2 protein-coding genes are annotated in these 13,039 nt (G+C 60.3%); both read right to left on the bottom strand.

The window, feature by feature from the left end; genetic code table 11:
* Positions 1-15: 15 nt before the first annotated feature.
* Positions 16-11,205 (bottom strand): hemagglutinin repeat-containing protein, encoded by an 11,190-nt coding sequence (locus AC07V4_RS12240; protein WP_492636117.1) that lies wholly within the window; start codon positions 11,203-11,205, stop codon positions 16-18.
* A gap of 30 nt (positions 11,206-11,235) precedes the next feature.
* Entirely contained in the window at positions 11,236-12,960 is a 1,725-nt protein-coding gene (locus tag AC07V4_RS12245) for a ShlB/FhaC/HecB family hemolysin secretion/activation protein (RefSeq protein WP_492636116.1), read from the bottom strand.
* Positions 12,961-13,039: the final 79 nt, after the last annotated feature.

Consider the following 13,039-nt stretch of genomic DNA (forward strand, 5'->3'; position numbering starts at 1 on the left):
TTATCCCTCCCTGGCCTATTGTGGCCACTTGAATATTCGACCTTCGACCCTACCAGCCTTCAATGCATTCTCTGCTGATATTTTAGCTGGCCCATCCGGCATATTTTTTACAGAATTGATAATTTCTGTCTGCCATGCCTGCAGTTTAGACGGAGCCAAAGACGATGGATAGCTTCCTCCAGGAGCACGGTATTTGGCATCCCAGACGATCACAGATCGCGTTGCAGAATCATATGTAATGAAATCAGCTCCAGGTAATGACGCCTTCCCTGGTCCGGAAATTGGTATTTGCCCTGATTCAAGTGCCTGATTCCAACCCCGAGCCTCCCCAATTGCGCCGTTTAACTCAGAGTATGGCGCACGTCCACCATTAACTTTTGCAAGGACCTCTGGTTCAACTTGATTAACCACTTTCGCGGTTTCAGCATTTCGAACCGCAGCAGCAGCATCGGCAGTAGCAGCAACTTCCTTCGCCGCAAGACTGCCAAACCCTCCCATACCCAGCGCCGCACCACCAGCCGTCGCGGCACCAAAAGGCACCTCAACTGCAGCTAATGTCAGTTCGGTGCAAACAACTGGGTTCATCCCACAGGAATTTAACAGTGCCGGACCAAGCAACATTGCGCCTGCCACTGCTCCAGCGACTACCGCACCACCCGCTACCGTATAAGCAAGTGTTTTACGACGCTCATCATACATTTGCGCCGAGCACGCTTGCGCGCTCAGTCCTGCGCAGTTTTGCTCCTTGTAGTGCTCATTTTCTGCTTTGACGCGCTCTTCAGCCAGTTGCGCCTGTGTTTTACCTAGCGCTGATGCTTCGGCGATATCACTGATGGCGTTGTTCTCTACCGCATTTCTTCCTGCATTTGCCCCGGCAACCGCACCGCCCAGATCACCACCAGCAATCCCCCCGGCCAACCCCGCCGCCAAGCCCGACAGCGCAACAACCGTCTCTTTTTGCTCCTGCGTCAGATCGGAGGTTTTGATGCCCGGATACAGTTGGTGAGCAATGAACTCGCCCGTCGCCGCTCCAGCCCCACCTGCCAGCGCCGAGTTGCCCTGAGCTTGCGCCACCACCGCTCCCAATACAGCATGAGCCATAGTATTGAGCGCGGTATTGTTTCCAGTTGTTTTCTTGATCACTTGCGCTAGGTACGGTGCCGATGCACCAGCAAGGGCGGAACCGATGTCTCCCCCTACCAGTCCTTGCAATGCTGCCGTCACCGCCTGAGCTACGCGCGGGTAATTACCGCCCACACCGTAGTCCTCCATGATCCGTTTGTAGGCGTCCGTAGCAATCAGTTGCTGTTTGTATCCGTCGATATCCTCTTTGCTGGCATCTTTGCCAGGCTCCTTGACACCACGCTTATCAAGTTCAGCACGAGCCTCTTTATCGGCATCGATCTGGCCTTGGGTTCGAACGATGTCTACAGCCTGTGTACCGATATCCCCAATCAACTGCACCTGCTGCAACCGTCTCTGCTCTTTCTCCTTGTCGAAGATCGGGCTGATACTATCGTTGGCGTGTTCAACGTCGTGGCTCAGAGTCGCAACGTCCTGCTGCTGTTTGGCGGGCTCACGAATATCCAGGGTGCCTTTGGAAATAGCCGATGAAGTAGTGCCGCTGGCACTGTCGCCATGGTTGAAGGCGATCAACGTGCCACTGGGCATGTTGCTGACAAATTTGCCAGCGCCATCGCTGCTACTACTGACGCTGGCACTCTGCAGCTTGCTGGTGTAATCGGCTTTGTTCTTGATCTCACTCCAACCAAGAGTCCCTGTGCTCAGCCGATTTTTGTCGGCGTCTGCGGTACTGGCAATGACACTGCCATCGAGCTGTGTGTGATTTTTCACATCGACTTGATAACCGCCCTTGCCGCTAAACAGGCCGGTTTGTTCCTGCACACTCTCGTATTTGGAGTCGATCTTGCTTTTGTTGACGCTAAGGCTCGCGCTTCCACCCGTGCCGATAATGGCGATACTCGCGCCCCCACTGACATTGGTTTGCTTGGACTTGTAATCGTCGGTGTCCTGCAAGCTTTGCAGCGTAAGGTCACGGCCTACGTTGGCAGTGATCTTCTCAGCATTGACCTGTGCGCCCTTAAGGGCGGTGTCTCGCCCGCTGATCAGGCTGACTTGTTTACCCGCATCCAGCGTCGTTTCGGTCCACGTAGTGCCATTACCTTTCTCACTGCCCGTACCCTTGTTCGCATTGGCAAAAATACTCAGGCCCATTCCGCCTTCGGAACTAACCCCCAGACTGACACCAACCGCCCCACCACTGCTGCTGTTCTTGCCGTCGAGCTTTTGCGTATTAGCCGCAGCCTCCAAGCGGATATCGCGCTCAGCAGCCAACAACATTTCGTTGCCTGCCTGAAGCTTGCTGCCTTGAATACGGATATCACCGTCCGCACCGGGGGTACCATTACCGGCTGCCACGATGGTGAGATTATTGCCGCTGGTCAGGCTGCTACCCTGGCTGACTGTCTGTTCCTGGGTCTGCTTGGAGCTGGATTTTTGCGAGCCGAGCGAGATGGCGATACCAACGAACTGCCCTGCGTTATCGCCGGCCATTCCTCCATTTTGTTGAGCCGCCTGCCAAGCCTGCACACCTGTCAGGCCTGCCTTGACACCTTGCAACGCGGAGAGGCGACTATCGTCCTCGTTCTTGGCTTGCTTGGCCGTCTGGTAGGCGGAGTCGACCGCACTGCCCACGGTCCCGGACAATGCCAAGGTCAGGCCACTGCTCTTGCTCTTGGAGGTCTGCTCGCTCCGGTTGTTGTTTTCGTCCGCAAGGATGTTGACGTTCTGTCCGACAAGACGAATGTCCTTGCCCGCAACGACGTCAGAGCCTCTGATCGTCAGGTCCTTACCCGCCTCGATATTCACGCTGCCAAGCACACTGCCGACGTTGCTGGCTCGGGTGGTTTCAGTGGAGCTGGTCGAGGTGTTCTGGTTGCTGGTCGAGCCCAAGGTGAAGCCAATCCCGCCGCTGCTCAACAAACCCGATTTTTTCGTCGATGAGGAATGACTTTGTTCGAAGGTTTCAGTAGCCCCGTCGATCACCACATTGCGCCCAGCTATCAAGCTGGTGCCGTTAGTGGAGACGATGTCGCTGGCAGAAGTGCCAATGTCCTGCCCTGCACGTACGACCACGGTGTCGGCACTGACAGAGGAACCTTGCTGCGTCGTTGAACTGCTGCTATCGATGCGCGTCTTCTGGGTGCTGGACAACCCTGAACTGCTGGTCTTGGTTTTGCGGTAATAGCTGTAATCGCTGTTCTGCGCGGCATTCAGGTCCAGGTCACCGCCTGCGTACAGATAAGCTTCCTTACCGGCACTCACTCGACTGGCGATGAGCGCCAGGTCACTGCCCGCGCTTAGAGAAGCGTTGCCACCGGCGACCAACGACGTGCCGACCTGCTGAACATGATCCTCCTGACTCGTCACCTTCTTCGAATTGAACGCCGAATGCTGTTCATTCTCCGCCGAGGCCAAGGTCAAATTGCCCGTGGCCGCCATGGCCAAGTCACGCTTGGCATCGATCTGGCTGCCGATGGCGCTGATGTCTCGTGCGGCGACGACCTGGAAGTCGCGGCCGGCTTCGATGACGGTGCCGTATTGGGTAGTGCTGCTGCCGCGAGACATATCAGTCACCGCGTTGGCGTTGCGTTGTTCAGCGGAGACAAGATTAACGTCGCGTCCGGCCTGGATGACGGTGTCGGCGCCGCTTTTCAGCACCCCGCCCACACTGTTGACGTCGCGCCCGGCGCCCAGGCTCAGGTTGTTGGCGGCTTCGATACGCGCTGCGTTGTCGACGACATCGCTGCGTTCGGTGCGGTAGCCGCTGCTGCTCTGGTGGCTGGTGACACTGCGTTCGTTGAGCACATCGCCATTGACCGCCGAGACGCTGACGTCGCGGCCGGCGATGATGCCGCCGGCGCGGTTGGTCAGGTTGTTGGTGGCCAGCAGGTCGAGGCGGTTGCCGGCTTCGATCAGGCCGCTGTTGACCATGTCGCGTCCGGCGCTGGCGGCCAGGTTTTGGGTGGCGCGCAGGGTGCCGACGTTGTCGAGGTTGGCCCCGGCCATCAGGTTCAGGTCACTGCCGGCAATCAGCGCACCGTTGGGCGCCAGGCGGTTGTTGGCCTGGGCCAGGTAGAGCACCGGCACCAGCACTTGTTGGCCGGCGACGGTGGCGTTTTCCATCCAGACGATGTCATGAGTCAGGGCCGCGACTTGTTCAGCGGTAAGGCTCACGCCCACCGCCAGGTTCAGTTGTTGCTTGCTGGCGATGGCGTTGTCCATCAGGTACTTGAACATCGAGGCGTCGCTGGTCTGGCCGTCGATGAAGCGTTGGCCGGTGCGGGCGATCACGGCCTGTTGAATCAGGCGTTGTTCGTAGAGCCCGTCACCCAGGCGCTTTTGGGACTGGTCCGGGTCATACCCCAGTTTCGACAACAGGTAATCGGAGCCCATGAACTGCTGCAGATTGGTGAGCAGCGGGTTGGTTTCGATCAGGTATTTTTGCGGGTTGGATGCGAACTGGCTGTCGGGCAGGCCTTGCACGCGGTTGACGGTCAAGCCGTTGACTGACGTGCCACTGCCCGTGACAGTCGCTTGGCCCGGGTCGAGCGGGTTGGCCGAGCCTTGACCGGCCACCGTGCGTGACGGGGTACCTGGCGCCGCTTGCGGGCGATCCGCCGCCGCCAGGTTGTTGCCACCCAACGTCCAGCTTTGTGGGCCGGTATCGGTGGGGATGGCAGTGCCCTCGCCGCTCAGGCGGAACAAGCCGCCCTGGCCGGTGGGCAAGCTGAAGCCGGGCAGGCTCAGCGGGTTGATCTGCTGTTGGGCGAGGTCTGGTGGAAGCTGTTGGTTAATGGTGATGCGGGTCGAGAAACCGTTGGCCGCGCTGGCACCCGAAGCGTCGGTGCTGGTCTTGGCGCCTGCGCCCACGTAGTTGAAGCCTGGCCGCACAACGCTGTTATCGATGTTGCCCTGGGCCTTGACGGTGGCCACACCGGCGGCCTGGATCACGGCCGCGTAACGTTGATCACCGGAGTCGATTTTCGTGACTCGACGCAGCGCCGTGCGCTCTTGCTCGGTCATGCCGATGAACGAGGCCATGGCCGCTTCAAGACCGGTCAGGTCCTTGGGGTTATAGGCTGCGCCCGTGCTGGAGTAGCGGTTGTTGAACGCAGCGGCCGCCGAATACCAGCCGCTGGCATCACGGGTACGCTCGGAGATAAACAGGCGCCAGGTTTCGGTCTCGCCGGTTTCAATCCCGTTGTTGGCCAGGTTGTTGACCGAGATATTCAGGTTGCCAGCGGTGCCGATGCTGCTGCTCGCGTTCAGCAGGTCACCCCCGGTAATGGTCAGGTTTTTTCCAGCGCTGATACTCGATGCCGCACTGGCGTCGGTAACTTCGAACTTGTCGCGCTGAACGATTTGCCACAGGTGGTTTTCCTTGCCGCCGCTGCAATCGCCGGCATAGTTGGGACCTTCCTGACAAGGAAACTCAGTGATCGAAGCCGTGTAGATGCCGCCGTCATTAGTGGTCAGCACTGAGCGCCGATTGCTGATCATCGAAGCGGCCAGGCTCAGGTTGCCGTCGCTCTGGATGCTGGAGGAGCTGTTGGTGATGCTGCTGGCCAAGCCGCCCTTGCCGTCACGGTCGACGCTCAGGTCGCCCATGCTGTAGATATCGGCGTAGCTGTTGTTCAGCGCATCCACCCGCAGGCTCATGTTGCCACCGCTGAAGATCAGCCCGTGGTCATTGAGCAAAGCACCGGTGGTGGCGGTGAGGTTCTGGCCACTGCCCAGGGTCGCGTAGTTGTTGATAGCGCCAGCGGTCAGGTTCAGGTCGGTGGAGGACGTCAGGCGTCCGTAGTTGTTCAGGGTGCCAGTGATGTTGGCGGTGGTGAGGCCGCCTCCGGCGATGCTGGCGGTGTTGCTCAGGTTCAGTTGCGCGGCGCTGAGGGTCAGGTTGCCCAGGCTGCTGATGCGCCCGGTGCCGTTCAGGGCGCCGCTCAGGGTCAAGTCGAGGCTGCCATCACTGGCAATCAGGCCATTGGTGGACCAGTTTCCGCCGCTGCCGATAAAGCGTTGGGCAGCCAACAGTTGACCGCCGCTGGTCTGGTCGAGTTGGTTGACGTTGACGGTCAGGCGCCCGGCCTGGATCACACTGCTGTTGGTCCAGGCGTCCTGATTGACGGTCAGGTCGCCCCGCGTCACCAGGCTGCCGCCGACACTGTTGAGGTTGCCCGGAGCGATGTCGAAGCGGCCGGTGCCCACGTGCAACACCGTGCCGCCTGCGTTCTGCAGGCTGCCCGCAGCGAGGGTCAGGGTGTTGTTGGCGGTTTCCAACAGGCCATTGCTGTTATCAAACAGGCCGCCGATGGTGAACTCAGTGCTGCCGCTGGCGCCCAGCGCCCGCAGCCGACCGGTCTGGTTGTCCAGGCTGGCGGCGCTGACCTTGAGGGTCGATTCACTTTCGATAATGCCCTTGCGGTTATTCAGTGCACCGTTCAGGTTGAGGTCGATCTGCTGGCCGGCAATCTGGCCACCGTTGTCGCCGCTATTGTCGAAATCATAGCCGGTGACGCTCACCAGGCCCTTGGCATAGAGCCCGCCGTCACGGTTGTCGAAGTTACCGGTGCTGACCAGGGCATTGCCACTTTGCGCAGAGAGCCGCCCGCCATAGTTATCCAGAGTCCCAGCCAGCAGGTTCAGGGATTGCCCCTGGACAATGCCGCCCTGGCGGTTGTTGTTCAGGTCATAACCATTGCGCAGCACACCGACAACGCGGCTTTGCAGCGCGCCTGCGAGGCTGGAAAGTACGCCGCCACGGTTATCGAGGCTGGCGGCTTGCGCGCTGAGGTCGCCCGTTTGAGCAATCAGCTTGCCGCTTTGGTTATCGATATCGCCTGCGACGTCCAGTGTCAGGCCCGCCTTGCTTTGTACCGCGCCCTTGGCGTTGTCCAAGCGGTTGGCGGTGAGCCTCAGGTCAGCGTTTTGGCTGTAGATCAAACCATCGCTACCGTTTTGCACGACACCGCTGGCAGTGAGGGTCAGGCGCTCATTGGCCGCGACGGTGCCGCGATTGCGGTTATCGAGGCCGCCCGTCAACAGGGTCAACAAACCTTGACTGGCGATTTGGCCGCCCTGGTTGTTGATCTGCGCGGCACGGGAAATCAACAACGGGCCACCGCTGGACAGTTTACCGTTGGTATTGGTCAGGGTCGCGAGCAGGCCGAGGGTGGCCTCCGTGCCGCCAGTGATGCTGCCGCCGCTATTGTCGAGATTCTGTGCCGTCAGGTTCAGGGCTGCGCCGCTGTCGATCACGCCGCCCTGGGCGTTGTTTAGCAGGCCACTGACGGTGAGGGTCTGATCACTCGCACTGGAGAGAATGCCCTTGTCGCTGTTGTCCAACTCGGCGGTGGTGACCGTCAGTGCTTTCTGGCTGACCAGTGCACCGGCGCCGCTGTTGAGCAGGCGGTTGGTGAGCGTCGCGTTGAGGTCGCCGTAACGGCTGGAGAGCGTGCCGTTGTTGCGGTTGTCCAGGCTCTCGCCGCTGACGGTCAAGCCCTGCCAGCCAGATATCAAACCGCCCTGGTTGATCAGGTTGTTGGCCTTGAGCACGAGCAGGTTGTTGCTGATCAGCTTGCCGGCGCTGTTGTCCAGGGTGCGGCCGCTGAGGTTCAGGCTCTGCGCACTGGAGATCTCGCCTCCCTGGTTATTCACATCACGCAGGTGGTCCAGGCTCAGGACACCTGCTGTGGTGATCAAACCACCAGCGTTGTTCAAGTCGCCTGTGGCGCTGCCGAAATCCAGCGCAATGGCGCTGCCCAGCAACGAACCGTTCTGATTGACCAACGCGGCGCTGTTGATGGTCAGGGTGCGGGTTGCGTTGATCAGGCCCTGGTTCTGGTTGGTCAGTTGCCCATCAACGTTGAGCAGTGCATCCCCACGACTGGTGAACGTCCCGCCACTGTTATCGAGCGTCGCCGCGTGGGCGTCCACCGACGCCGCAGCGATCAGGCCTTTGACGTTGGACAGCGCCTGGCTGATGCGCACGGTCAGCGCATCGTTGCTCAGCAGTTTGCCGTTGCCGTTATCGACATTATCGGCAGTGAGGGTGAAGGCTTGGCGGCTGGAGATTTCACCGCCTTGGTTGTTCACATCCTTGAGGTTCTTGAGCAACAACAATGGGGCGTTGATCAAGCCGCCCTGGTTATTCAACTGGCCACGGTTCAGGTCCAGGCTCAGGGACTCGCCGCTGGTCAACTGACCGCCTTGCTGGTCCAGTCCGCTGACGCTGGCAGTAAGAGCCTTGGCGCTGCTGATTTGCCCGCCGTCGCCGTTGTTGAGCTGGCCGGCGGTGATGCCCAGCGTTTCAGCGGAACTGATACCGCCACCGTGATGATTGTCCAGGGTGCCGGTATTGATGTGTGCCGCCTGGCGCGTGCTCACGGTGCCTTTCTGACTGTTGTCGAGGCTGGCGCTGCGCAGGTCCAGGCCACTGTCCGTGACCAAACGGCCACCCTGGTTATCCACGGAGCCCGTGGTGGTGACACTCAGTTGGCCGGCGCTGGACAGGCTGCCCAGGCGGTTGGCCAAGGCTGTTGCAGTGACCGTCAGCAAACCTTCGCTGCTGATCAGGCCTTGAGCATTTTGCAGGTTACCCCTGAGGACCAATGCACTGTCTTTTTGACTGGCGACGGTGCCACCGGTGTTGTCCAGTTGTGCGGCGCTCAGGCTCACGCCGGTTTGCCCGCGCAACACGCCCAGGTTGCGGTTGAGAATGTCATCGACGGTCAGGCTCAGCGCAGTGCCCGCAATCACTCGGCCGCTGTCGCTATTGTCCAGGTGCGCACCGTTGAGGGTGACAGCGGCCTTGCTCGACACTTCGCCGCCACGGTTGTCGACACGGGCAACGGTGAGCTGCACACCTTGAGTACCGGACACCAGGCCATTCTGGCGGTTGTCCAGAGCATTGCCACCCAGGCTCATGACACCTTGAGCGATCACCAGGCCATTGTGGTTGGCCACATCAGCGATACGAGCATTGACGTTTTGCTTGCCGGAAACCTGGCCGTTGCTGTTATCCAGGCTCGTGGCGATCAGGTTGGCGTTGCCATCGGCGACCACTACGCCGCTCTGGTTTGTCAGCGCGCCATCGACGGTCAAATCCAACGCGCCCTTGCTGCTGAACATGCCATTGCTGTTGTCCAGGCTCGCGACATGGGCGTCGAGACTGCCGGCAGACACCAGCCCTTTGATGTTGCTCAAGGCCTGGGCGAGCCGCAGGGTCAAGCCTTGATCACTGATCAGGTTGCCGCCACTGTTATCGAGGTTTTGCGCCGCCAGGGTGAAGCCCTGGGTACTGGAAATTTCGCCGCCCTGGTTCGCCACATCGGCGAGGTTGTTGAACACCAGGCCCGGACCACGGATCAGGCCGCCTTGGTTGTCCAGTTGGCCGTGATTAAGGTCCAGGTTCAGACCGTTGACGCTGGTGAGCCGGCCACCGTTGTTGTTGAGACTGGCAACGTTGGCCGTCAATGCCTGGTTACTGGCGATGCGGCCGACCGCGCTGTTATCCACGGCGCCCGCCTTGAGCGCGAGCGTGCCCTGGCTACTGAGGGTACCTCCCTGATTGTTGACGGCACCGCTGGCGGTGAGGCTCAGAGTGTTGCCCGCCGTGACCAGCCCGGCGACGTTGTCCAGGGTGGCTATATTCAGGGCTGCCACGTCGAGGCTGGACACTTCGCCACCGCGGTTATTCAACTCGCCAAGGGTGGCGGTCAGCGGGCCACTGCTGGTGATGAGCCCACCTTGGGCGTTCAGCACGCGATCGGCTTTCACATCCAGGCTGGCATTGCTGAGCACGCGGCCTTTGTTCTGGTTGTCGAGGGTGACGGCGGTGATCTTCGCGCTCTGTTTCGCGCTGAGGGTGCCACCCTGGTTGTTCAAGGCCTGGGTGTTGACCGTCAGCACACGGCTGGCGATCACACTGTTGCCGGTATTGTTGAGGGTCTGCGCAGTAAGGCTGACATCGCCCGTGGTGTTGCGCGTGTTATCCGCGTTGACGCCGGCTTCGATAATGCCGTTGTTGGTCAGTTGACCACCACTGGACAGCGTGATGCTGTCGCGGGCGGCCAGGGTTTTTCGGCTGTTCAAGTCGCCTTGGGTCTGCAGACCCAGCGCAGTGCCGGCGTAGACCGCCCCCTGAGCCTCGAGGCTTGCGGCCTTGACGTTGACCGCGCCGCTGGCCGCCGCCTGCGCCATGCTCAAGTGCCCATTGGCATCGAGCTGAATATCCCCACCACTGGCCGCCAACGTCCCGTCCAGCTTCACCCCGACACCGGCTTCAGTGCCTACCAGTTTGATCGCACCTGCGTACATCCCGCCCAACGCCGACGAATCAATCGCCAGCTCCGGCTTGGTGCTGCCGTCATCGGCGCGCGCGGTTGCATTCAGGGTCTGGGCGTTGACGTCGTTGCGACCGGTAATCACGGTCAAGTTGCGTGCATTGATCTGCGCGTTGATCTTCGCCGAGCGGGTGATGATTTCGAAGCGGTCGACGTTGCTGGCATTCAGTCCCTGGCCGTCGATGGTCACGGCGCCGCCGTCGACCTGATAACGGTCCAGGCGGCCGTTATCGAGGATGGGTTTGCCGGTGGTCAGGGTGACGTTGGGGGTGTTGATGAAGCCGCAACCATTACAGCTGATGCCGTAGGGGTTGGCGACGATGACCTTGGCCGACTGGCCCGCCACTTCGGTGTAGCCGCGTAGCTGGCTGGGGCCGCCGCCGTTGACCTCGTTGAGGATGATGTTGGCCGCACGGCCTTGCAGGTTCGAGTTGCCGAGGATGATGCCGCCCAGTTGGGTCGACTGGGTGCGGTCGGTGGCGTTGTTGAGGATCACGCCGTTGGCGCCGACGTTGTAGTCCTTGAACTGGTTGTGGGACAAACCACTGCCATTGGGAGCAGCGATGTTCACCACGGGGACGCCATTGCCCGCCTGCCCCACCGTTGCTCCCGGACCGCTGACGACAATGCCGTCGGCCTGTGCCCACAACGGTTGCCAGAACATGGCGTTCACCAGCACCAGCACCAGCCCACGTTTGGGCAGGCCCAAGAACGTGTCACGGCGTTTCAGAGTGGCTGAGGGCTGGCGGACCAGGAAGGCAAATTGGCGAACATCCATTTCAAACTCTCGATGCAACTAGGCGTTGAATTACAGGAAAAAGTCCATGCGGAAGTAGATCGGCGCTTCGCGTTCAAGCAGCGCGCCCGGGCGTTCCAGCGAATGGGCAAAGGTCACGCTGGTGCTGACGTATTGGCCACGGGCAAACAGCTCCAGCGAGTTACTCGAGACCCGCCCGTGCACTTCGCCGTTGTAGCGATCATTGCGAATCACACCTTGGTCGTAACCGACGCTGGCGCCGTATTCCGCGAACACGGGGCGCATCCAACCCCAGGCCACCGGGCGGGACCAGCGCAGGTCGTTGCGCCAGTAGCCGCCGCTGTCGCCAGTCAGTTGCTGGTCCTTGAAGCCGCGTATCGAGGACGAACCGCCGAGGCTCATGCGTTGCGGGCTGAACAGCACGTCTTCACTGCGCTGCCCGGTGGCCAGGCTGGTAAAGCTGAACGACTCGCCCCACAACGTGAACGGTTGCAGGTAACTGATGGTGGCGGTGTATTTGCGGTAGTCCGGGGTGGCGGTGAGGTTGCCGAAGCGATCACGGTGCTGATCGTCGCGCTGGGCATCGAAGGCGCCGATGCCGTTCTGCACGCCAAGATCGATGTTGACGTAGGCGCTGCCCATCCGGCGACCGTGGTTGATCCCCAGTTGCAATTCGCTGAGTCGATTGCTGCTGACAGCCAGGCGGCTGTCTTCGATGTAGTTGTTCGTGCGCAGATGCGACAGCCCGACGTTGATCGAGGTCTTGCTCAGCGCATCGCGATGGATCACGCGCTCGGCACGCAACTGGTGGTTCTGGCTGTCACCGCTCTGTTTGAAATCAAAGCCGTCGCCCTGCGCGACCGAGCGGTAATCGCTCTGGTTGTAGCTGTAGCTGAAGTTCCACCAACCCCACGGCAGGTTGTAGTAGAACATCGCGTTTTTCGAGGTCTTCTGGTGGTCGCTGATGGCGTCGTGGCCACCGCGCAGAATCAATTGATCAGCGAGGCCGAGCGGGTTGTCCCACTCAAGGCCTGTGCCCCACTGCTGTTCGCCGGTGCTTTTTTGCCCGTCGTTATTGCGCGACAGGCTCGCGCGCCAAGGTTTTTGCGGGTTGTTTTTCACCAGCACCGAACTACCGCCAACGGCATCGCCTGGCGCCAGTTCCATTTGCGCCTGGTTTGATGGCAAACGATTGAGCTGATCGATGGCCTGCTCGATTTCGCGCAAGTTCAGCAAGTCGCCGTTTTTACCCGGGAAGGCCATCGCCAGTTCGCGCTCTGACAGTTTGCTGTTGTCGGCGCCTTTCAAACTTTCAAGTTTGCCCTCCACCACTAACACTTGCAGATGACCTTTGGACAGGTCCTGTTGCGGCAAGTAAGCGCGGCTGGTCACCAGGCCTTTGTCGATGTAGTAGTCGGTAATGGCTTTGAGCAGTTCATTAAGCTGAGACACACCCAGGCACTGGCCGATATAAGGCTTGAGCAAGCGCTCGCGGTCAGAGGCAGGCAGGCTATCGGCGCCCTTGAGCTCAATGTCTTGGATGGGGAAGCAACGAGCATCCACCGGGGTGGTGGGGGCGACGGGTTTTGCCGCTTCGCCGGGCAGGTCTTTGAGTTCTTCAAGACGCCGCTGTTGTTCTTCCAACAGGCGGTTTTGCCGGTCGCGGATCAAGTCCTGATCGCCAGGCGTCGGGGCAGCCGCCGCGCTGTTCAGCGCGAAGCAAGTCAGCAGGCAGACGCCCAGCAGAAGCCGAGTCCTTGGCACAAGAGAAGGCATGTTCGATCCGTCGAATTAGGAAGGCTGGCAAACTAACATCGAACTTAGATCAAGCCAACATTCTGACTAATTGCGGATT

The organism is Pseudomonas sp. GW821-FHT03A09 (assembly GCF_059421065.1).